This is a genomic window from Sulfitobacter sp. 1A10359 (assembly GCF_043558145.1).
In the GTDB taxonomy this organism is placed as follows: domain Bacteria; phylum Pseudomonadota; class Alphaproteobacteria; order Rhodobacterales; family Rhodobacteraceae; genus Sulfitobacter; species Sulfitobacter faviae.
On the sequence record NZ_JBIFGB010000006.1, the window covers coordinates 64,982 to 84,896 of the forward strand.

At 63.1% G+C, this 19,915-nt stretch carries 18 protein-coding genes; 11 read left to right on the forward strand and 7 right to left on the reverse strand.

The window, feature by feature from the left end:
- Positions 1-31 precede the first annotated feature (31 nt).
- Positions 32-2,563 (reverse strand): ABC transporter permease, encoded by a 2,532-nt coding sequence (locus ACGYK2_RS13575; RefSeq protein WP_271688965.1) that lies wholly within the window; start codon positions 2,561-2,563, stop codon positions 32-34.
- Positions 2,560-3,228 (reverse strand): ABC transporter ATP-binding protein, encoded by a 669-nt coding sequence (locus ACGYK2_RS13580; protein WP_271688966.1) that lies wholly within the window; start codon positions 3,226-3,228, stop codon positions 2,560-2,562. The genes ACGYK2_RS13575 and ACGYK2_RS13580 overlap by 4 nt, the downstream gene beginning before the upstream one ends.
- 50 nt (positions 3,229-3,278) lie before the next feature.
- Here ACGYK2_RS13580 and ACGYK2_RS13585 point away from each other — a divergent pair, with 50 nt between their 5' ends.
- Entirely contained in the window at positions 3,279-3,935 is a 657-nt protein-coding gene (locus ACGYK2_RS13585) for an arylesterase (RefSeq protein WP_271688967.1), read from the forward strand.
- Between the two features lie 50 nt (positions 3,936-3,985).
- Here the strand turns inward: ACGYK2_RS13585 and ACGYK2_RS13590 are convergent, their stop codons facing one another.
- Positions 3,986-4,192, reverse strand: coding sequence for a cold-shock protein (locus ACGYK2_RS13590; RefSeq protein WP_209217039.1), 207 nt, complete (start codon positions 4,190-4,192; stop codon positions 3,986-3,988).
- Positions 4,193-4,523: 331 nt separating this feature from the next.
- Here ACGYK2_RS13590 and ACGYK2_RS13595 point away from each other — a divergent pair, with 331 nt between their 5' ends.
- Positions 4,524-5,855: an NAD(P)-dependent oxidoreductase gene (locus ACGYK2_RS13595; RefSeq protein ID WP_271688968.1), complete on the forward strand. Its 1,332-nt coding sequence runs from the start codon at positions 4,524-4,526 to the stop codon at positions 5,853-5,855.
- A gap of 25 nt (positions 5,856-5,880) precedes the next feature.
- Positions 5,881-7,194 (forward strand): NAD-dependent dihydropyrimidine dehydrogenase subunit PreA, encoded by a 1,314-nt coding sequence (gene preA, locus ACGYK2_RS13600; protein WP_271688969.1) that lies wholly within the window; start codon positions 5,881-5,883, stop codon positions 7,192-7,194.
- 336 nt (positions 7,195-7,530) lie between these two features.
- Here preA and ACGYK2_RS13605 read toward each other — a convergent pair whose 3' ends face one another.
- A complete protein-coding gene (locus ACGYK2_RS13605) occupies positions 7,531-8,169 on the reverse strand; it encodes a TetR family transcriptional regulator C-terminal domain-containing protein (protein ID WP_271688972.1) in 639 nt (212 codons plus the stop codon).
- 156 nt (positions 8,170-8,325) lie between these two features.
- On the opposite strand from ACGYK2_RS13605, the gene ACGYK2_RS13610 reads away from it, so the two are divergent.
- The 6 genes from ACGYK2_RS13610 (at position 8,326) to ACGYK2_RS13635 (ending at position 14,676) form a co-directional block, all read left to right on the forward strand.
- On the forward strand, positions 8,326-9,576 hold the full coding sequence (locus ACGYK2_RS13610) for a Zn-dependent hydrolase (protein WP_271688973.1): 1,251 nt from the start codon (positions 8,326-8,328) through the stop codon (positions 9,574-9,576).
- Positions 9,577-9,648: 72 nt separating this feature from the next.
- A complete protein-coding gene (hydA, locus tag ACGYK2_RS13615) occupies positions 9,649-11,109 on the forward strand; it encodes a dihydropyrimidinase (RefSeq protein WP_271688974.1) in 1,461 nt (486 codons plus the stop codon).
- 74 nt (positions 11,110-11,183) lie between these two features.
- Entirely contained in the window at positions 11,184-11,969 is a 786-nt protein-coding gene (locus ACGYK2_RS13620) for an ABC transporter ATP-binding protein (RefSeq protein ID WP_209217046.1), read from the forward strand.
- Entirely contained in the window at positions 11,969-12,829 is an 861-nt protein-coding gene (locus tag ACGYK2_RS13625) for an ABC transporter permease (protein WP_209217047.1), read from the forward strand. The genes ACGYK2_RS13620 and ACGYK2_RS13625 overlap by 1 nt, the downstream gene beginning before the upstream one ends.
- Entirely contained in the window at positions 12,829-13,668 is an 840-nt protein-coding gene (locus ACGYK2_RS13630; RefSeq protein ID WP_271689920.1) for an ABC transporter permease, read from the forward strand. Before ACGYK2_RS13625 ends, ACGYK2_RS13630 begins: the two co-directional genes overlap by 1 nt.
- Before the next feature lie 27 nt (positions 13,669-13,695).
- Positions 13,696-14,676 carry an ABC transporter substrate-binding protein gene (locus tag ACGYK2_RS13635; RefSeq protein ID WP_271688977.1) on the forward strand — a complete coding sequence of 327 codons (981 nt, stop codon included), beginning with the start codon at positions 13,696-13,698 and terminating at the stop codon, positions 14,674-14,676.
- Between the two features lie 243 nt (positions 14,677-14,919).
- Here ACGYK2_RS13635 and ACGYK2_RS13640 read toward each other — a convergent pair whose 3' ends face one another.
- Positions 14,920-15,471 carry a L,D-transpeptidase gene (locus tag ACGYK2_RS13640; RefSeq protein WP_067265327.1) on the reverse strand — a complete coding sequence of 184 codons (552 nt, stop codon included), beginning with the start codon at positions 15,469-15,471 and terminating at the stop codon, positions 14,920-14,922.
- Between the two features lie 141 nt (positions 15,472-15,612).
- Positions 15,613-15,819 carry a cold-shock protein gene (locus ACGYK2_RS13645; protein WP_067265226.1) on the reverse strand — a complete coding sequence of 69 codons (207 nt, stop codon included), beginning with the start codon at positions 15,817-15,819 and terminating at the stop codon, positions 15,613-15,615.
- 374 nt (positions 15,820-16,193) lie between these two features.
- Between ACGYK2_RS13645 and ACGYK2_RS13650 the strand changes: the two genes are divergently transcribed.
- Positions 16,194-17,171 (forward strand): response regulator, encoded by a 978-nt coding sequence (locus ACGYK2_RS13650; RefSeq protein WP_271688979.1) that lies wholly within the window; start codon positions 16,194-16,196, stop codon positions 17,169-17,171.
- Positions 17,172-17,458: 287 nt separating this feature from the next.
- Here ACGYK2_RS13650 and ettA read toward each other — a convergent pair whose 3' ends face one another.
- Complete coding sequence (gene ettA / locus ACGYK2_RS13655) at positions 17,459-19,114, reverse strand: energy-dependent translational throttle protein EttA (RefSeq protein ID WP_271688980.1); 1,656 nt, start codon at positions 19,112-19,114, stop codon at positions 17,459-17,461.
- Positions 19,115-19,467: 353 nt separating this feature from the next.
- Here ettA and ACGYK2_RS13660 point away from each other — a divergent pair, with 353 nt between their 5' ends.
- Positions 19,468-19,905 carry a universal stress protein gene (locus ACGYK2_RS13660; protein ID WP_168612985.1) on the forward strand — a complete coding sequence of 146 codons (438 nt, stop codon included), beginning with the start codon at positions 19,468-19,470 and terminating at the stop codon, positions 19,903-19,905.
- The last annotated feature ends 10 nt before the right edge of the window (positions 19,906-19,915 follow it).

The window sequence follows — 19,915 nt, forward strand, 5'->3', positions numbered from 1 at the left end:
TCAGACCCAGACAACACCTAAGGGCGCGGGATCATTCCTGCGCCCTTAGCATATCCGCGGGCCGGGCGTTCAGCGCCTTCAGCGCAAAGCCCAGACCAGCCAGCACCGTGGCCAAGACGCCGCCCGTGATGATCAGCAGCGCATTGGGCCAGACCACGGCGAAATCAGTCTCCATAACAAAATGGCTCACTGCCCAGCCACCGGTGATCCCGGCCAGCAGCGCCACCGTCCCGGCAAAGAGACCGAGCAGCGCGGCGCGAAGCACAAAGCTGGTGGCGATGGCGCGGCGCGAGGCCCCCATGGTTTTCAGCAGCGCCGCCTCATAGCTGCGCGCGCCGGTGCCTGCGGCGGCGGCCCCGATCAGCACCATGAACCCCGTCGCCAGCGTGGCCAAGGCGCCAAAGGAAATGGCAGAGGCGAGCCCAGCCAGCACCGCGGCGACCCGGTCGATCGCATCGCGCACGCGGATGGCGGTGATGTTGGGGTATTCGCTGGCAAGATCGCGCAGGATCGCGGCCTCCGCCTCGGGTTCGGCATAGACGGTCGAGATGAAACTATGCGGCGCGCCTGCAAGGGCGGCGGGGTTCATCGTCAGCACGAAACCGATCCCGGCGGTCGAGAAATCGACCTCGCGAAAGCTGGTGATCGTGCCGGTGATGTCGCGGCCAAGGATGTTGACGCTGAGCGTGTCGCCCAGCTCCAGCCCGATCTCTTCGGCCTCTTCGGCGGCAAAGCTGATCTGCGGATCGCCACTGTAATCCTGCGCCCACCATTCCCCCGCAGTGATCCGCGTGTCTTCGCCCGGCTGCGCGGCATAGGTCACCCCGCGGTCGCCGCGCACGACCCAGTGATCGCCCGCGACCTCACGCGCGGGGCGTCCGTTGATCTGGGTGATCACGCCGCGCAGCATCGGGGCGCTTTCGATGCGCGACACGGCCGGATCGCCCTCAAGCCGCGCGGTATAGCCGGGCATCTGGTCTTTCTGAATATCGACGAAAAAGTAGGAGGGTGCGACGTCGGGCAGGTTGCCGGAAATCGCGCGGCGCAGGTTGCCGTCGATCTGACCCACGGCAGCCAGCACCGAGAGGCCGAGGCCAAGCGCCAGCACCACCGCCGTCGCCCCTTCGCCGGGGCCGCCGATGGCCGCCAGCGCCCACCGCAGGCGCGGATGGCCCCGCGCCCGGCGGGCCGTCGCACGGGCCAGCAGACGCAAGAGCGCCGCCGCCAGCGCGAGCACGGCGAGCGTCGCGGCCAATCCGCCCAGTGTCCAAAGCGTGAGCGACCACGAGCCGTTGAACCAACCCGCCAGCGCAAGCAGAGCGGCCAGCAGCAGCGCCATCGCGACGAGGTAGGGCGCGGCGGGCCAAGGTGATTGCCGTTGCCAATCGTCGCGGAACAGGGTCGCGGCGCGGACATCAGCGCTGCGCGCGAGCGGCCAGAGGGTGAAGAGAGCGGCGGTTAGCAGCCCGTAGAGTGCGGCCTCAATCAGTGGGGCGGGGTAGATGGTGAAACGCGCGGGCAGGGGCAGACTTGCTTCGATCAGCGGCGACAGCAGCAGCGGCAGGCCTGCGCCGATCAGCAGACCAAGAGCGACGCCAGCCATGGCCAGAATGCCGACTTGTATGAAATAGGTCTGAAAGATCGTCGCTCTCGACGCCCCCATGGCGCGGAAAGTGGCGATGACGGCGGTCTTGCGTTGCAGATAGGCCCGCACCGCTGCCGCCACGCCGACCCCGCCGACGGCAAGGCCCGAGAGCCCGACGAGCACCAGAAAGGCGCTCAGGCGTTCGACGAAACGCGCCACGCCTGGCGCGCCGTTGCGCGCGTCGGTCCAGCGCATCCCGGCATCGGCAAAACGCGCTTTGGCCTCGTCTTCGAGCGAGGCGAGGGCGGTGCCCTGGGGCAATTCGAGACGGTATTTGCTATTGAAAAGCGTGCCGGGGGCAAGCAGGCCTGAGCCTTCGAGCGCCGCGCGTTTGACCAGTGTGCGGGGCCCAAGGGAAAAGCCGCTGGCGGCGGAATCCGGTTCGCGTTTGATCAGCGCGGTCAGGGTGAACTCCGCCTCGCCAAGTGCGAAAGTGTCACCGGGGGAGAGGGCCAGCCGATCCGCCAGTGCCCGTTCCATCACCGCGCCGGGCAGGGCGGTGGCCTCGGGCGAAAGGGCATCTTCCAACGGCAGGGCGGGGTCCAAGACCATCTCGCCGATCAGCGGATAGAGGTCATCGACCGCCTTGACCTGCGTGAGCGCGCGTTCTGAGGTCTCGCCCGCGCCGGTGACGGCCATGGAACGGAACTCGACAATCTCGGAGACGCGCGTGGCGCGTTCGGCCATCCAGTCGCGCTCTTCGGGGGTGGCGAAACGGTAGGTGAAATCCAGCTCGGCATCGCCGCCAAGAAGGGCCGCGCCCTCGGCCTCCAACCCGGCTTCGATCGCCGCGCGGACAGTCCCGACAGCGGCCAGCGCGGCCACGCCAAGCGCAAGACAGGCCAGCAGCAGGCGAAAGCCGCGCAGGCCGCCGCGCATTTCCCGACGGGCGAAACGGGCGGCAAGGCGCAGGCTCATGCGAGGCGCCCGTCGCGGAGTTCCACCACCCGGTCGCAGCGCTGCGCCAGATCATCGGCGTGGGTGACCAACACCAGCGTCGCGCCATGGCGGTCGCGCAGTTCAAACAACAGGTCCATGATCGCGGCCCCATTGCGGCTGTCGAGACTGCCCGTCGGCTCATCCGCCAAGAGGATCGCGGGGCGGGGTGCTGCGGCGCGCGCGAGTGCCACGCGCTGTTGCTCGCCGCCCGACATCTGCGCGGGGTACTGGTTGATCCGGTGGCCCAGCCCCACGGCCTCAAGCTCGGCCCGGGCGCGGTCAAAGGCGTCATCGGCGCCGGAAAGCTCCAGCGGGGTGGCGACATTCTCAAGCGCGGTCATGGTGGGGATGAGGTGGAAAGACTGAAAAACAATCCCCATGCGCCCCTGCCGGAACTGTGCCAACCCGTCTTCGCGCAGCGCGCTCAGGTCATGGCCGAGGGCGGTGACCTTGCCGCCGGTGGCGCGCTCCAGCCCGCCCATGACCATCAGGAGCGAGGATTTGCCCGACCCGGAAGCGCCGGTCAGCGCGATGCTCTCCCCTTGCTGGACCTGCAACGAAATGCCGCGCAGAATATCGACGGGGCCGGCATTGCCCTTGAGGCTCAGCGTGACATCTTGAAGGTCATAGACAGGGTCGCTCATCGGGTCGCCTTTGGCTTGGGATACGTGATGGATATGGAGGTCCGCGAAGGATGCGCAAGGTATTGATCTGTTTTGCCTTTATTTTAGGCAGCGCGGCGCGGGCCGAGGAGGTGGTGATCGCCGCCCTCGGCGACAGCCTGACCCAAGGCTACGGGCTGCCCGCCGAGGAGGGGTTCGTGCCGCAATTGCAAGGCTGGCTGGATGCCGAGGGGGTCGAGGCCAAGATCCTCAACGCGGGCGTGTCGGGCGATACCACCGCTGGCGGGCTGGCGCGGGTCGACTGGACCCTGACGCCCGAGGTGGACGCGATGATCGTGACGCTGGGGGGCAACGACCTGCTGCGCGGGCTGGACCCGGCGCAGGCGCGCGGCAACATGGACGGCATCCTTTCGGCTGCAAAGAAGGCGGAGGTTGAGGTGCTCTTGGTCGGCATGAGCGCGCCGGGCAACTACGGGGCGGGCTATAAGGCAGAGTTCGAAGGGCTCTACCCCGATCTGGCCGAGGCTTACGGCACGCTGTTCTACCCGGACTTCTTTACCGGCCTGCTGGCCGAGGAAAAGAAAGCCGCCAGCGCGCGGAGCGAGACGGTGCAGCGCTATTTCCAAGGCGACGGCATCCACCCCAATGCCGAAGGCGTGGCCCTGATTGTGGAAGACATCGGCCCGGCGGTAGCCGAGCTGGCAGCGCGGGCTGCTGACAGCCGCTAACAAAAAACGGACGCCGCAGCGTCCGTTTCGATCATCATGATGTGGCCCGTTCAGGCCAGTGCGATGTTGCTCGCGCTTTCGCGGCCATCGCGGCCCGCTTCGACGTCAAAAGTGACCTTTTGGTTGTCGGCAAGCCCGGTCAGCCCGGCGCGTTCCACGGCGGAAATATGGACAAAGATGTCTTTGCCGCCCGCATCCGGTGCGATGAAGCCGTAGCCTTTTGTCGTGTTGAACCATTTTACGGTGCCAGTAGCCATGCCCCGTGTCTCCCTTTCTTTGATCTGCCCGCAACATGCGGCAGCGCGGCTCGGTCGAATTCGTGATCGCTGGAGCCTTAGGGCAGCCGGGTCGAAAAGTCTTCGCGTCGCAGTTGTGATATTGGAATCTCTATTTTTAAAATCAAGGATTTTTACGGGGCGAGGGGCCGCAAGCAAGGAAGCGCCCATGAAATATAACCTGCCTGTTACAAAACTGGCAGGCATCTCGGGATTTTTCGGAAGGCGCGTTTTTCAAAAATTTACCAGTTGATAAAAAAATGATTCCATGAGAGCGTTTTCAAAACACCAAGAAAACGACAGGGATTTTGATATGGCACGAGATGTGTTTGAGCCGGGGATCGTTCCGGGGCGGTTAGAACCGCAGAGCTATGCCGAGGGGTTTTCGGATCTTCATCCGCCCTTGGATGAACATGAGGCGCTGGTCGCGGCGGACCGCTGTTACTTTTGCCACGACGCGCCCTGCATGACGGCCTGTCCGACCGACATCGACATTCCGCTGTTCATTCGGCAGATCGCCACTGGCACGCCCGATGCGGCGGCCAAGACGATCCTGAGCCAGAACATCCTCGGCGGCATGTGCGCCCGGGTCTGCCCAACAGAGACGCTTTGCGAAGAGGTTTGTGTGCGCGAGGTGGCCGAGGGCAAGCCGGTGTTGATCGGCCAGTTGCAGCGCTATGCGACGGATCATTTGATGGCGCAGGGCGTGCATCCCTTCGAGCGGGCCGCAGCCACGGGCAAGCGCATCGCAGTGGTGGGCGCGGGGCCGGCGGGTCTGTCCTGCGCGCACCGTCTGGCGATGCTGGGCCATGATGTTGAGATCATCGACGCGCGGCCCAAGCCCGGCGGGCTGAACGAATATGGCATCGCGGCCTATAAGACCCCGAACGGCTTCGCGCAGGCCGAGGTGGATTGGCTGATGCAGATCGGCGGGATCACCTTCCGGCATGAGGTTGCCGTGGGCCGGGATGTCACTCTCGATGAACTGAAGGCCGATTACGACGCGGTTTTCCTCGGGATGGGGCTGGTCGGCGTTAATGCCCTTGGGGCCGAGGGCGAGGATAAGGCAGGGGTTGCCAATGCGGTCGATTTCATCGCCGAACTGCGGCAGGCCAGCGATATCTCCGGCGTGCCGATTGGCCGCGATGTGGTGGTGATCGGCGGCGGGATGACGGCGGTGGACGCGGCGGTGCAGGCGAAACTGCTGGGCGCGCTCAATGTGACGCTGGTCTATCGCCGCGGGCGCGACCGGATGAACGCAAGTGTGTTTGAGCAAGACCTCGCCGCCTCCAAGGGCGTGCGGATCGTGACCCATGCGGTGCCGATTGCCGTGCATGGCAACGGGTCGGTGCGCGAGATCGAGTTCGAATATGTCGATGAAGCGATGAAGGGCACCGGCCAAACCCTGCGCCTGCAAGCGGATCAGGTGTTCAAGGCCATCGGTCAGACGCTGTTGGGCGAGGGCCTGCCCGAACTCGACGGGCGCAAGATCAAGGTCGACGGCACCGGACGTACCAGTCTGGAAGGCGTTTGGGCCGGGGGCGATTGCGCCAGCGGTGGTGATGACCTCACTGTGACCGCCGTGGCCGAGGGCCGCGATGCGGCGATGGACATTCACACCACATTGATGGGGGCGGCGGGCTGAGGCCGCGCCGAGAGGGAGACATAACATGGCTGATCTGAGAAGCGACTTCATCGGGATCAAATCCCCCAATCCGTTCTGGCTGGCCTCCGCCCCGCCGACGGACAAGGAATACAATGTGCGCCGCGCCTATGAGGCGGGCTGGGGCGGGGTGGTATGGAAGACCCTCGGCTCCGAAGGGCCGCCGGTGGTCAACGTCAACGGCCCACGCTACGGCGCGATCTGGGGCGCGGATCGGCGGCTGTTGGGGCTCAACAACATCGAGTTGATCACCGACCGCCCGCTAGAGGTGAACCTGCGCGAGATGAAGTCGGTGAAGCGCGACTACCCCGACCGCGCGCTCATCGCCTCGATCATGGTGCCTTGTGAGGAGGAGGCGTGGAAAGCCATTCTGCCGCATGTGGAGGAGACCGGCGCCGACGGGATCGAGCTGAACTTCGGCTGCCCGCATGGCATGGCCGAGCGGGGCATGGGCTCTGCCGTGGGGCAGGTGCCGGAATACATCGAGATGGTCACCCGCTGGTGCAAGATGTACACCCGCATGCCGGTGATCGTGAAGCTGACGCCGAACATTACCAACGTGGTTTACCCTGCCGAGGCCGCCAAGCGCGGCGGCGCGGATGCGGTGAGCCTGATCAACACGATCAACTCGATCACCTCGGTCGATCTCGACCTCTTCGCGCCTGAGCCCACGATCGACGGCAAGGGCACCCACGGCGGCTATTGCGGCCCGGCGGTCAAACCCATCGCGCTCAACATGGTGGCCGAGATCGCCCGCAACCCCGAGACCCACGGTCTGCCGATCAGCGGCATCGGCGGCGTCACCACATGGCGCGACGCGGCGGAGTTTCTCGCCCTTGGCGCGGGCAATGTGCAGGTCTGTACGGCGGCGATGACCTATGGCTTCAAGGTTGTCCAAGAGATGATCTCGGGCCTGTCGGAATATATGGACGAGAAGGGGCTGACCTCGGTCGACCAACTGGTGGGACGCGCGGTGCCGAATGTCACTGACTGGAACCAGTTGAACCTGAACTACGTCGCCAAGGCGAAGATCGACCAAGACCTGTGCATCTCCTGTGGGCGTTGCTTTGCGGCTTGCGAGGACACCAGCCACCAAGCCATCGCCATGTCCGAAGACCGCACCTTTACCGTGATCGAAGAGGAATGCGTCGCCTGCAACCTCTGCGTCAATGTCTGTCCGGTCGAAGACTGCATCTCGATGGAGGAACTGGCAGCGGGCACCACCGACCTGCGCACGGGCAAGACGGTGACGCCGGACTATGCCAATTGGACCACGCACCCCAATAACCCCTCCGTCCACGCGGTCGAACCGGCGGAGTAAGACAAGTGCCACCGCGCCCCGGGTTCAGGACTTTCTGCGGGGCGGGGTGGCGGTATCGGCAGCGGGGGGCGGTATCTCTGACATCTCCCGCCGCGCCACGATCAGCGCCATTGCCGCATCCCGGGCCATCTCTTCGCGGGTGACGGGCGGTGCGCCCGCTGGTTCATCGGACGCTTTCGGATTTGCGCCCTTCGCATCCCGCGCAGCCCCTGCGCCCTTTATATCGCCTACATTCATCACTGCCCCTTTACCTTGGAAGGAGCCCGCACCCGCCAGTCAGACTGGGTGTCATGTGTTAACGGGGGATTAAACGCTGGGCGCCACTGGCCGTTATGGTTAACCGTTTGGCGTTGGCGCGGGCTGGTCCAAAAGCGCGCCGAACATCGCCTGAAGATGGGCCTGCGCGCGGGGGCGGGGGTCGGTCTCGGGACCGAGCAGGATCTGCGCCTGCGCCTCGAAATCCGCGTAGTGCTGGGTCGTCGCCCAGATTGAGAAGATCAGGTGCTGCGGGTCCAGCGCGGGCAGTTTTCCCGCCGCCACCCAGCCCGCGATCACGGCGCATTTCTCATCGAACAGGGGTTTGAGATGGCTATGCAATTCCGGCTCGATCCGCGGGGCACCTTGCAGGATTTCATTGGCAAAAAGGCGGCTCTCGCGCGGCAATTCGCGCGACATGGTCAACTTGCGTTCGACATAGTCCAAAATCTCGCGCCGGGGGTCGCCGTCGGGGTCTAGCTCCACCAACGGGTCGAGCCATGTTTCCATCAGTTGCGACAGCAAAGTGACATGAATGTCTTCTTTGCCATTGAAGTAATAGAGAATATTCGGTTTGCTCAGCCCAGCTTCGGCGGCGATCTGATCCAGCGTGGCGCCCCGGTAGCCGTGTTTGGAAAAGACTTCGAGCGCGGCATCCAGAATCACCCGGCGGTTGCGCTGCTGGATGCGGCTGGGTTTCTTGGCGGTGCTTTCGGGCAAGGCAATGATCCTTGGTGCTGCTAAAAAAGGCGTTTGCCGGATCGGCGGCGGGTTGTTTCAAACCAGTTCTTGACAGAGCCTAACCTAATCGCAATCGTGGATTTACCAAATGGTAAAAAAACAACACGGCCCAAGCCGATGACAGAGGAGTGACCTATGCCCGCGCCCGGAGAGAACCTCAAGATTGATCCCGACCGTCTGTGGGATTCCTTGATGGAAATGGCCAAGATCGGCCCCGGCGTGGCGGGGGGCAACAACCGCCAGACGCTGACGGACGAAGACGCCGAGGGCCGCGCGCTGTTCCAAAAGTGGTGCGAAGCGGCGGGCTGTACCATGGGGCTCGACCAGATGGGCAATATGTTCGCCCAGCGGGAGGGCACCGACCCCGATGCGCTGCCGGTCTATGTAGGCAGCCACCTCGACACCCAGCCGACGGGCGGGAAATACGATGGCATCCTTGGCGTGCTCGGCGGGTTGGAGATCATCCGCACGATGAACGATCTGGGCATCAAGACCAAACACCCGATCGTTGTGACCAACTTCACCAACGAAGAAGGCACCCGTTACGCCCCCGCGATGCTGTCGTCGGGGGTTTTTGCTGGCATCCACACCCAAGACTGGGCTTATGCGCGCACCGATGCTGAGGGCAAAAGCTTTGGCGACGAATTGCAGCGCATCGGCTGGAAGGGCGACGAGGAAGTCGGCGCGCGCAAGATGCATGCCTTCTTCGAGTTGCACATTGAACAGGGCCCGATCCTCGAGGCCGAGGGCAAGGACATCGGCGTCGTGACCCACGGGCAGGGGCTGAGCTGGACGCAGGTGACGATCACCGGCAAGGACAGCCACACAGGCTCCACCCCCATGCCGATGCGCCGGGACGCGGGGCTGGGCATGGCGCGGGTATTGGAGAAGGTGAACGAGATCGCGCTCAGCCACGCGCCCCATGCGGTCGGCGCGGCGGGCCATATCGAGGTCTATCCGAACTCGCGCAATGTGATCCCCGGCAAGACGGTCTTTACCGTCGATTTCCGGTCGCCCGAACTGTCGGTCATCGAGGATATGGAGGCCCGTCTGCGCGAAGAGGGTCAAAAGATCGCCGACGATATGGATGTGCAGATCGAATTTGAAAAGGTCGGCGGCTTTGATCCCGTGGCCTTTGACGAGGGTTGCGTGACGGCTGTGCGCAACGCTGCCGAACGGCTGGGCTACAGCCATATGAACCTGATCTCTGGCGCGGGCCATGATGCCTGCTGGATCAACCGCGTGGCCCCCACGGCGATGGTGATGTGCCCCTGCGTCGATGGTCTGAGCCATAACGAGGCCGAGGAGATCACCAAGGATTGGGCCAAGGCGGGGGCGGATGTGCTGCTCCATGCGGTGCTGGAGACAGCGGAAATAGAGGGCTGAACACTCGGGCGGAGGTCGGGGGTGCTGCCCCGGCCCCCCGATGTAAACAGCCAGAAAGATGGGGAGAGAAAGATGAGCAAGGTAATCAAGGGTGGCATGGTCTGCACGGCGGACCGGACGTGGAAGGCCGACGTGCTGATCGAGGGAGAGAAGATCAAGCGCATCGGCGAGGACCTCACGGGTGACGAATACATCGACGCGGAAGGCGCCTATGTGATCCCCGGCGGGATCGATCCGCATACGCATCTGGAGATGCCCTTCATGGGCACCACTGCGGCAGAGACTTTTGAGTCCGGCACATGGGCCGCGGCGGTGGGCGGCACCACGATGGTGGTCGACTTCTGCCTGCCCGGCGCCGATGGCAGTATCAAGAACGCGATCAACGAATGGCACCGCAAGTCGGCGCCGCAGATTTGTTCGGACATCGGCTATCACATGGCCGTCACCGGCTGGGACGAGACCGTCTTTAACGAGATGAAGGACGCGGTCGACATGGGGGTGAACAGCTTCAAGCACTTCATGGCCTACAAAGGCGCCTTGATGATCGAGGACGACGAGATGTTCGCCTCCTTCAAGCGCTGTGCCGAGTTAGGCGCGCTGCCGATGGTCCATGCCGAGAACGGCGATCTGGTGGCGGAGTTGCAGCAGAAATATTTCGATCAAGGCATCACCGGGCCGGAGGGCCACGCCTATTCCCGCCCGCCCGAGCTTGAGGGCGAGGCCGCGAACCGCGCCATCACCATCGCCGACACGGCGGGCGTGCCGCTTTATATCGTGCATGTCTCTTGCGAACAGACCCACGAGGCGATCCGGCGTGCGCGGCAAAAGGGGATGCGGGTTTATGGCGAGCCGTTGATCCAGTTCCTGACGCTGGACGAGTCTGAGTATTTCAACAAGGATTGGGACCATGCCGCGCGCCGCGTCATGTCGCCGCCCTTCCGCTCGAAGGACCATCAGGACAGCCTTTGGGCCGGCCTGCAATCGGGCAGCCTACAGGTGGTGGCGACCGACCACGCCGCCTTCTCGACCGAGCAGAAACGCGCGGGCCGCGATGATTTCCGGATCATTCCCAACGGCTCGAACGGGCTGGAGGAGCGTCTGGCGGTGCTCTGGACCGAAGGGGTGGAGACGGGCCGCCTGACACCAAACGAGTTCGTCGCCGCGACCTCGACCAATATCGCCAAGATCCTCAACATCTACCCGCAGAAGGGCGCGATCGTTGAAGGGGCGGACGCCGATATCGTGGTATGGGATCCGAAGATCACCAAGACGATCAGCCCCGCGAACCACCATTCGGTGCTGGATTACAACGTCTTCGAGGGCTTCGAGGTCAAGGCGCAGAGCCGCTATACCCTGAGCCGCGGCGAGGTGATTTGGGCCTGGGGTCAGAACAGCCAGCCGCAGCCCGGCCGGGGCCGTTTCGTGCCGCGCCCGGCCTTCCCGAGCGCCAATGTCGCCCTCAGCAAATGGAAGGAACTCAACAGCCCCAAGATGATCAAGCGCGACCCGCTGAACATCCCGGCGGGGATCTGAGCCATGTAGAGCCGCCACGACAACCAGGTAAAGTGCCGCGCTAAAAGCGGCCGACCAACAGGGAAGTAAAATACGTGAATGACAGCCAGAGCGTGATCAGCGCCAGCAATCTTGACCTGACCTTTCAAACCAATGACGGGCCGGTCCATGCGTTGAAAGACGTGAACCTCGAGATCCACAAAGGGGATTTCGTCAGCTTCATCGGCCCCTCGGGCTGCGGCAAGACGACCTTTCTGAGGGTCATGGCCGACCTTGAGCAGCCCACGGGCGGCAGCGTGACCATCAACGGCGTCTCGCCCGAGGAGGCGCGTAAATCGCGGGCCTATGGCTATGTTTTCCAGGCGGCGGGACTGTATCCGTGGCGCACCATCGGCGGCAACATCCGCTTGCCGCTGGAGATCATGGGCGTGCCCCGGGCCGAGCAGGCCGAGCGGGTGAAACGGGTGCTCGACCTCGTGGAGCTATCGGGGTTCGAGAAGAAGTTTCCCTGGCAATTGTCGGGCGGGATGCAGCAGCGCGCCTCCATCGCGCGGGCGCTGTCCTTCGATGCCGACATCCTGCTGATGGACGAACCCTTCGGCGCGCTCGACGAGATCGTGCGTGACCACCTCAACGAGCAGCTCTTGAAGCTCTGGGCGCGCACCGAAAAGACCATTGCCTTCGTCACCCATTCGATCCCCGAGGCGGTGTATCTTTCCACCAAGATCGTGGTGATGAGCCCGCGCCCTGGACGGATCGCCGACGTGATCGAAAGTCCGCTGCCGCGCGAACGGCCTTTGGAGATTCGCGAGACGCCGGAATTCCTCGAGATCGCACACCGGGTGCGCGAGGGGCTGCGCGCCGGGCATGGGGACGATTGATGCGTAACATTATCCCCGTTCTCACGGTCGTGGGTCTGTTGATCGTCGTCTGGTATGGCGCGGCTGTCGCGCTCAACGCGCAATGGGCGCGGGATGTGGCGGCACGGGCCGACAAAACGCTGACATTCTCGGAATTGGTGGCCGACACCTGGTCGCAGGAGAAACCGAAACTTCCCGCGCCGCATCAGGTCGGCGCGGAACTGTGGAAGACCACGGTGGAGAAGAAGGTCACCTCGAAACGCTCGCTGATTTATCACACATGGGTCACCTTCAGCGCGACCTTTTTGGGCTTCGTCATGGGCACCGCGCTCGGCACGCTTCTCGCCGTCGGCATCGTGTTCAACCGCACGATGGACATGAGCGTGATGCCTTGGGTGATCGCCAGCCAGACGATTCCGATCCTCGCCATCGCACCGATGATCATCGTGGTCTTGAATGCCGTGGGCCTGTCGGGCCTGCTGCCCAAGGCGATCATCAGCATGTATCTGTCGTTCTTCCCGGTGGTCGTGGGCATGGTGAAGGGGCTGCGCAGCCCCGACCAGATGCAGCTTGACCAGATGCGGACATGGAACGCGAGCGGCTGGCAGACCTTCTGGAAACTGCGGCTGCCGTCCTCGATGCCCTATTTCTTCACCTCGCTGAAGGTCGGCGTCGCGGCCTCGCTGGTGGGGGCCATCGTGGGCGAGATGCCGACGGGGGCTGTCGCGGGCCTCGGCGCGCGCTTGCTGGCGGGCAGCTACTACGGCCAGACCGTTCAGATCTGGAGCGCGCTTCTGATGGCGGCGGCGCTTGCGGCGGCCATGGTGGGGCTTATCGGGTTGGTGCAGCGGCTGACCTTGAAACGGATGGGGATGGCATGATGGGCTGGGTTCTTTTTGCCATCGTCGCATGGGTCGCGGGCCTGTCGCTCAACGTCTGGCTGGCGCGGCAGCGGCCCTCGCGGGGGGCGTCACTGGCGGCACCGCTGGTCTTCGGAGTCACGCTCATTGCCGTTTGGGAAGGCGTGGTGCGCGGGTTCGAGATTAACCAAGTGCTTCTGCCCGCGCCTTCGGTGATCGCGGCGCGCATGGCCACGTCGCTCGATATCCTGTGGATCGACTTTGTGCAGACCGTCATCAAGGGGGCGCTGAGCGGCTACATCATCGGCTGCGGCGCGGCCTTCCTGACGGCGCTGGCGATTGACCGCTTTCCCTTCTTGCAACGCGGCCTTTTGCCGGTGGGCAACTTCGTGGCCGCGCTGCCGATCATCGGCATGGCGCCGATCATGGTGATGTGGTTCGGCTTCGGCTGGCAGTCCAAGGCGGCGATTGTCGTGGTCATGGTGTTCTTCCCGATGCTGGTGAACACGGTGCAGGGGCTGCAGGCCAGCGACGCGATGCAGCGCGACCTGATGCGCACCTATGCGGCGGGTTACTGGCGCACGCTTCTGAAGCTGCGGCTGCCCGCGGCGATGCCCTTTGTCTTCAACGGGTTGAAGATCGGCACCACCCTTGCCCTCATTGGCGCCATCGTTGCTGAATTCTTCGGCTCTCCGGTGCTGGGGATGGGCTTTCGCATCTCCACCTCGGTGGGTCAGCTTGCGCTTGATCTGGTCTGGGCCGAGATTGTTGTCGCGGCAATAGCCGGATCGGCGTTCTATGGTATCATGGCCCTTATCGAAGGACGGGTGACCTTCTGGCACCCCAGCCAAAGGAACTAGAGACGACCAACCAACAGGGAGATAAAAATGAAAACCATCACGAAGATCGCTGCCGGGGCGGCCTTGGCCCTCTGGGGGGGCGTGGCGCAGGCCGCCGACGACCTGACGCTACAACTCAAATGGGTCACGCAGGCCCAGTTCGCGGGCTATTACGTGGCCAAGGACAAGGGGTTCTACGAAGAAGAGGGGCTGGATGTCACGATCAAGCCCGGCGGGCCGGATATCGCGCCGGTGCAGGTGCTTTTGGGCGGTGGGGCCGACGTGATGGTGGACTGGTTGCCTTCGGCGCTGGCTGCGCGCGAGAAGGGTGCGCCGATCGTGAACATCGCACAGCCTTTCGCGAAATCCGGCCTGATGCTGACCTGCCTCAAGGAACATGGCATCGAAAGCCCCGAGGATTTCCCCGGCAACACGCTGGGCACATGGTTCTTCGGCAATGAGATCCCGCTAATGAGTTGGATGGGCAAGCTGGGCTATCCCACCGATGGCTCCGACGGTGGGGTGACGATCCAGAAGATCAACTTCAACGTCGACCCCTTGCTGCAAAAGCAGGTCGAATGCGCCACCACCATGACCTACAACGAATATTGGCAGGTGATTGACGCAGGGCTGACGCCCGAGGATCTGGTGGTCTTCAAATATGAGGATGAGGGCATCTCCACGCTGGAGGACGGTCTTTATACCACCGAGGAGAACCTCGAAGACCCCGAGATGGTCGACAAGCTGGCGCGTTTCGTCCGGGCCTCCATGAAAGGCTGGAAATACGCCGAGGAGAACGTCGAAGAAGCCGCTGAGATCGTGCTGGAAAATGACCAGACCGGCGCCCAGACCGAGAAGCACCAGACCCGCATGATGGGCGAGATCGCCAAGCTGACCGAGGGCAGCGACGGGCGGCTGGACGAGGCGGCCTTTGATCGCAGTGCGGCGATCACCATGGAAGGTGGCATGATCACCAAGGCGCCTGAGGGCGCTTGGACACATGATGTGACGGATAAGGCGCTTCAATAAGCTTTGGCGTATATGATGAGGGGAGGGGCCGGCGCTGCGCTGGCCCTTTTTCTTGGTGGGAAGGGTCAGCGCCTGCACGCGGGTCGGCGATACGACGGAGCCTCGTGCCACTTTATGGTTCAGCCGTGATGCGCCTTCGCAATGGCGCACCCGAATTCACTAAATCGCCTACCCGTCCGGGCGGGCAGGCGATGGCCCGGCGCCTGCGGCTTGATTCCGGGCTGGGTGTTGTCGAAAGGGGCCTTAGAGCACCGTGACCTTTGTCCCAATCGGCACCCGCTGGTACAGGTCGATCACATGCTCGTTCAGCATCCGGATACAGCCGTTCGACACGGACCGCCCGATGGAGTTCGGCTGCGTGGTGCCGTGGATGCGGAAATAAGTGTCCCGCCCGTTCTGGAACAGGTAGAGCGCCCGCGCGCCCAAGGGGTTGCCGGGGCCGCCGGGCTGGGCGTCGGTGTTGCCGATGAAACGTTTGTAGGCCTGCGGATCGCGTTCGATCATCTCATTGGTTGGCCGCCACGTGGGCCATTCCTTTTTCACGTCGATGGTCGCGGTGCCGGTGAACTCCAGCCCCGCTTTGCCGACGCCCACGCCATAACGCATCGCTTGGCCCGGCGACGTCACGAAATAGAGGTAATGGCTCCGCGGCAGGATCAGCAATTGCCCGGGCGCATATTGCGCCTTGACCGGGACCATCTGCGGGGCGGGGTCATAGGCGGCGGTGCGCGCCTGCGCCATCAAGGGAAGGGCGGCTGCGGCCACGGTGCTGGTCAAAAAGGTACGGCGGCGCATGGCAGGCTCCATCAAAATAATGCGTTTCGCCCGCATTTTGCCATGGGAGGCCATTTTAGCAAGGCTGGACATAAAAAAACCGACCTGCCGGTGTCAGCAGGTCGGTTCGAATTCTTGCATCAGGGCCGAAGCCCCCGGGCCTTAGGCCAGCGCGAGGTTGGTCGCGGATTCACGGCCGTCACGGCCAGCTTCGATGTCGAAGGTCACTTTCTGGTTGTCGGCCAGGCCGGTCAGGCCAGCGCGCTCAACAGCGGAAATGTGCACGAAAACGTCTTTGCTGCCGCCGTCGGGTGCGATGAAGCCGAAGCCTTTAGTTGTGTTGAACCATTTTACGGTGCCAGTGGCCATATCCGTAGTCTCCATATTGATGCCATCCGCGTTGGTGCGATGGCCCGGCGTGGTTGGTCTGGATCGATAGACTGAGCGCCGTATGAGGGAGACAGTGGGTCGAAAAAGATAACGTCTGCACCGTCTATATTGCACTCGGGGGGGATTCGTTCAAGGGGCATCGCATTTTGGCGGGTTTCGGCGGGTCCGGCAGCGCGAATTTCGGCAAATTCCCGCCACGAAGTTTCGTGATCCCCATATTTTACGGGAAACGCGCCAAATTTCACCGTCCCGAGTTTGCCGCAAACCGGTCTCATTACTGCCCGGCGTAGGTGGTTTTTTGCCAGAAAGCCCCAAGTGCGCCTGCCAGCGCCCCCCATGTGGAGTAACGAGACATGATGCGTATCCTTGCCGTAGACGATGACCCGGTCATCCTTGATCTGCTCACAGGTTGCCTGACCGAGAATGACAATTACGAGCTGACCTGCTGCGAAAGCTCGGAAGAAGCGCTGGAGATCATGCAGGAGTCGAACCGGCCCTTCGATTCCTTCCTGCTTGATATCATGATGCCGGGCATCAATGGGATCAGCCTGTGTGAGATGATCCGCGATGTGCCGTTTTACCGCGCCGTGCCGATCATCATGATCACCGCCAGCAAAGAGCCTGCGATGATGCAGCGGGCCTTTGACGCGGGTGCCACGGATTTCCTTTGCAAACCGTTGGATGGTGTCGAACTCAGCGCGCGGATCAATGCCGCCAGCATGCTCAACGCGTCATTGCTGCGTGAGCGTGAGGCGCAGCATACGCTGGCCGAGTTGACGCAGATGATGCAGATCCGCTTTGACGAGGATTTCGACCTCGATGTCTCGGCCTGTAGCAATGTCTCCGCGCTTGAGAATTACCTGCTGCGCCTGCCGAGCGGCTGTTTCTCGATGAGCCTGTTTTCGATCTCGGTCGAGGGGGCGCGCGGCATCTACCGCGCGGTCAAGGCGCCGGCCTTCCGCCGCCAGATGGAGCAGGTGGCCCGCGCTTCGGTACATTCGCTGGAGGGCATGCGTTTTCATCTGGCCTATGCGGGCAGCGGGCGTTTCATCGGCGTGGTGATGAGTCGCGCGCGGTTGAACACCGCCTCTATGGCCGAGCGGATGCGCGAGCATCTGGAGAAGAACTGGGATGGCAAGGGCATGAACGGCGGGCTGCCCCCGTCCTTGCAGGTGCATTCGGTGACCGAACAGCGCCTCTGGTCGGGTCTGTCGGCAAGCAATAAGCTGCGCGAATATCTGCAAAGCTGGGATCCGCTGCATGGTTTGGTGCGGCATGATGAGGATAACCTCTTTGCCCAGCTGGAAACGGCGATCGACGACGAACGCTGAGGGCAGGAGCCTTTGAAGGGATAGACCCGTCCGCATTGCGGGCGGGTTTTTGCGTTGAAGGTAAGCGGTAAGGGCATCGCCCTCCCTGGGGGGCGATCCGCTACCGCGCTGTTTGGCAGGGCGCTGCAAGATGTGGAGGTCTGGCAAGCTGTTGTAGCGTTGCAAAATCGTCCTCCGGGGGGAGGGAGGGCGATGCCCGGTGTGTCACCGGGCGGCCCAGTGGCAAAGTAGCGCACGAAAAAGGGCGCCGGAAATCCGACGCCCTCCAAATTGCTAAGTCGCAAGGGTTACCGCGCGAACTTCTTGTGCTTCAGGCGCTTGGGCTCCAGCGCATCGGCACCCAGACGGCGCTTCTTGTCTTCTTCGTAGTCCTCGAAGTTGCCCTCGAACCATTCCACATGCGCTTCGCCCTCGAAGGCGAGGATGTGGGTGCAGATACGGTCAAGGAAGAAACGATCGTGCGAGATGACCACGGCGCAGCCAGCGAAATCTACCAGCGCATCTTCGAGCGCGCGGAGGGTTTCGACATCCAGATCGTTGGTCGGCTCGTCGAGCAGCAGCACGTTGCCGCCCTCTTTCAGCAGCCGCGCCATGTGCACGCGGTTGCGCTCACCGCCCGACAGGAGGCCCACTTTTTTCTGCTGGTCGCCGCCCTTGAAGTTGAAGGACGAGCAATAGGCGCGGGAATTCACCTCGGCGTCGCCGAGCTTGATCAGTTCCGCCCCGCCTGAGATCGCCTGCCAGACGGTGTCTTCGGGGTTCAGGTCGTCGCGGCTCTGGTCGACGTAGGACAGCTCAACCGTGTCGCCGTATTCGATGGTGCCCTCGTCGGGTTTCTCATGGCCGGTGAGCATCTTGAACAGCGTCGATTTACCGGCGCCGTTGGGGCCGATCACGCCGACGATGCCACCGGGCGGCAGGGAGAAGTCGAGCCCGTCGATCAGCTGCTTGTCGCCCATGTGCTTCTTCAGACCTTCGACCTCGATCACCTTGTTGCCGAGGCGCGGACCGTTGGGGATGACGATCTGGGCGCGGGAAAGCTTTTCGCGTTCGGATTGTTCGGCCATCTCGTTATAGGCCGCGATACGGGCCTTGGATTTCGCCTGACGTGCCTTGGCGCCTTGGCGCATCCATTCAAGCTCGCGCTCCAGCGTCTTTTGCTTGGACTTGTCCTCGCGCGCTTCCTGCGCCAGCCGCTTGGCCTTCTGCTCCAGCCAGTCGGAGTAGTTGCCCTCGTAGGGAATACCGCGGCCACGGTCGAGTTCGAGGATCCAGCCGGTGATGTCGTCGAGGAAGTAGCGGTCATGGGTGACGCAGAGGATGGTGCCCTTGTAGTCGATCAGGTGCTGCTGCAGCCAAGCGATGGTCTCGGCGTCGAGGTGGTTGGTCGGCTCATCGAGCAGCAGCATGTCGGGTGCTTCGAGAAGCAGCTTACAGAGCGCCACGCGGCGCGCCTCACCGCCCGAGAGGTTTTCCGGCATCGCGTCGTCCGGCGGGCAGCGCAGCGCTTCCATCGAGACGTCGATCTGGCTGTCGAGGTCCCAGAGGTTCTGCGCGTCGATGTCGTCTTGCAGCTTGGCCATCTCCTCGGCGGTCTCATCCGAGTAGTTCATCGCCAGTTCGTTGTAGCGGTCGAGGATCGCCTTCTTCTCGGCCACACCTTCCATGACGTTTTCGCGCACGGTCTTGGTCGGGTCGAGCTTGGGTTCCTGCGGCAGGTAGCCGACCTTGGCACCCTCGGCAGCCCATGCCTCGCCCGAGAAATCCTTGTCGAGCCCGGCCATGATCTTGAGCAGGGTGGACTTACCCGCGCCGTTGACGCCGACAACACCGATCTTCACGCCGGGCAGGAAGTTTAGGTGGATGTTTTCGAATGTCTTTTTGCCCCCGGGATAGGTCTTGGAGACGCCGGACATGTGATAGACGTATTGATAGGCGGCCATTGGAGAATCCTTGCAACGCGTTTTGGGGTTTGCAGTGCAATATCGCCCGGACGGCGCAATATCAAACACTCTGTACCGCACAGGCACCTTGCCCGGCGGCGGTTTGCGTGGCGCGCCCGTGGCGCGCGCAGGCGGCATGGCTGGGCAGGCTATTGGATGGTTTTGCAAGGGTTTGGCAGGCGATCCGCGTAGTCGATCAGTGAAATTCGGTCGACTTTTCTGCCGTTTTCGCGCTAGAATTTATTCAATCTGCGGTTGGACGGTAAAAACCGCCTACCGCAGAGTAGGGAGGTTGAAGGCGGTTCTCACCGTTCGCGGTGCGCCGGTTTCAGCGCAACAACAGGGAAATACTCATGACAAAATCCACCATCGTTGTGGGTCTGGACGGGTCGGAGGCCGGCGCGCGAGCCTTGGCGTTTGCCCAGTCACAGGCCAAACAGATCGGGGATTGTTCGATCACGGTTTGCTTTGTGATCGAATGGTCGCCTTTCACCTTTCAGACCAAGGAAGAGAACGAGCAGCGTCACAAACGGCGCGAGCAGGAGTTGCAGCGCGCCCATGACGTGGTGCTCGACCCTGCCGTGGCCGAGGCAAAGGCTGCCGGTGTCGAGGTTGAGGGGATCGTGCGACACGGCGACGTGGCCGATATCCTCGAAGCGGTGGCCAAGAAGCGCGGCGCGGTTCAGATCGTCGTCGGGCGGGTTGGAGAGCGGGGCCTCAAGCGGCTCTTTGGAGGGGTGACGGGCCGGTTGGTCGCGGGCTCCAGCGTGCCGGTCACGATCATTCCCTGAAAGGAAACGC

Bases quoted from the DNA above. Each gene is read 5' to 3' on its own strand.
- ACGYK2_RS13625 (WP_209217047.1), top strand. From the start codon at position 11,969: ATGCGTAACATTATCCCCGTTCTCACGGTCGTGGGTCTGTTGATCGTC.
- ACGYK2_RS13585 (WP_271688967.1), top strand. From the start codon at position 3,279: ATGCGCAAGGTATTGATCTGTTTTGCCTTTATTTTAGGCAGCGCGGCG.
- ACGYK2_RS13640 (WP_067265327.1), bottom strand. From the start codon at position 15,471: ATGCGCCGCCGTACCTTTTTGACCAGCACCGTGGCCGCAGCCGCCCTT.
- ACGYK2_RS13595 (WP_271688968.1), top strand. From the start codon at position 4,524: ATGGCACGAGATGTGTTTGAGCCGGGGATCGTTCCGGGGCGGTTAGAA.
- ACGYK2_RS13580 (WP_271688966.1), bottom strand. From the start codon at position 3,228: ATGAGCGACCCTGTCTATGACCTTCAAGATGTCACGCTGAGCCTCAAG.
- ACGYK2_RS13645 (WP_067265226.1), bottom strand. From the start codon at position 15,819: ATGGCCACTGGCACCGTAAAATGGTTCAACACAACTAAAGGCTTCGGC.
- ACGYK2_RS13610 (WP_271688973.1), top strand. From the start codon at position 8,326: ATGCCCGCGCCCGGAGAGAACCTCAAGATTGATCCCGACCGTCTGTGG.
- ACGYK2_RS13660 (WP_168612985.1), top strand. From the start codon at position 19,468: ATGACAAAATCCACCATCGTTGTGGGTCTGGACGGGTCGGAGGCCGGC.
- hydA (WP_271688974.1), top strand. From the start codon at position 9,649: ATGAGCAAGGTAATCAAGGGTGGCATGGTCTGCACGGCGGACCGGACG.
- ACGYK2_RS13630 (WP_271689920.1), top strand. From the start codon at position 12,829: ATGGGCTGGGTTCTTTTTGCCATCGTCGCATGGGTCGCGGGCCTGTCG.
- preA (WP_271688969.1), top strand. From the start codon at position 5,881: ATGGCTGATCTGAGAAGCGACTTCATCGGGATCAAATCCCCCAATCCG.
- ACGYK2_RS13650 (WP_271688979.1), top strand. From the start codon at position 16,194: ATGATGCGTATCCTTGCCGTAGACGATGACCCGGTCATCCTTGATCTG.
- ettA (WP_271688980.1), bottom strand. From the start codon at position 19,114: ATGGCCGCCTATCAATACGTCTATCACATGTCCGGCGTCTCCAAGACC.
- ACGYK2_RS13575 (WP_271688965.1), bottom strand. From the start codon at position 2,563: ATGAGCCTGCGCCTTGCCGCCCGTTTCGCCCGTCGGGAAATGCGCGGC.
- ACGYK2_RS13590 (WP_209217039.1), bottom strand. From the start codon at position 4,192: ATGGCTACTGGCACCGTAAAATGGTTCAACACGACAAAAGGCTACGGC.
- ACGYK2_RS13635 (WP_271688977.1), top strand. From the start codon at position 13,696: ATGAAAACCATCACGAAGATCGCTGCCGGGGCGGCCTTGGCCCTCTGG.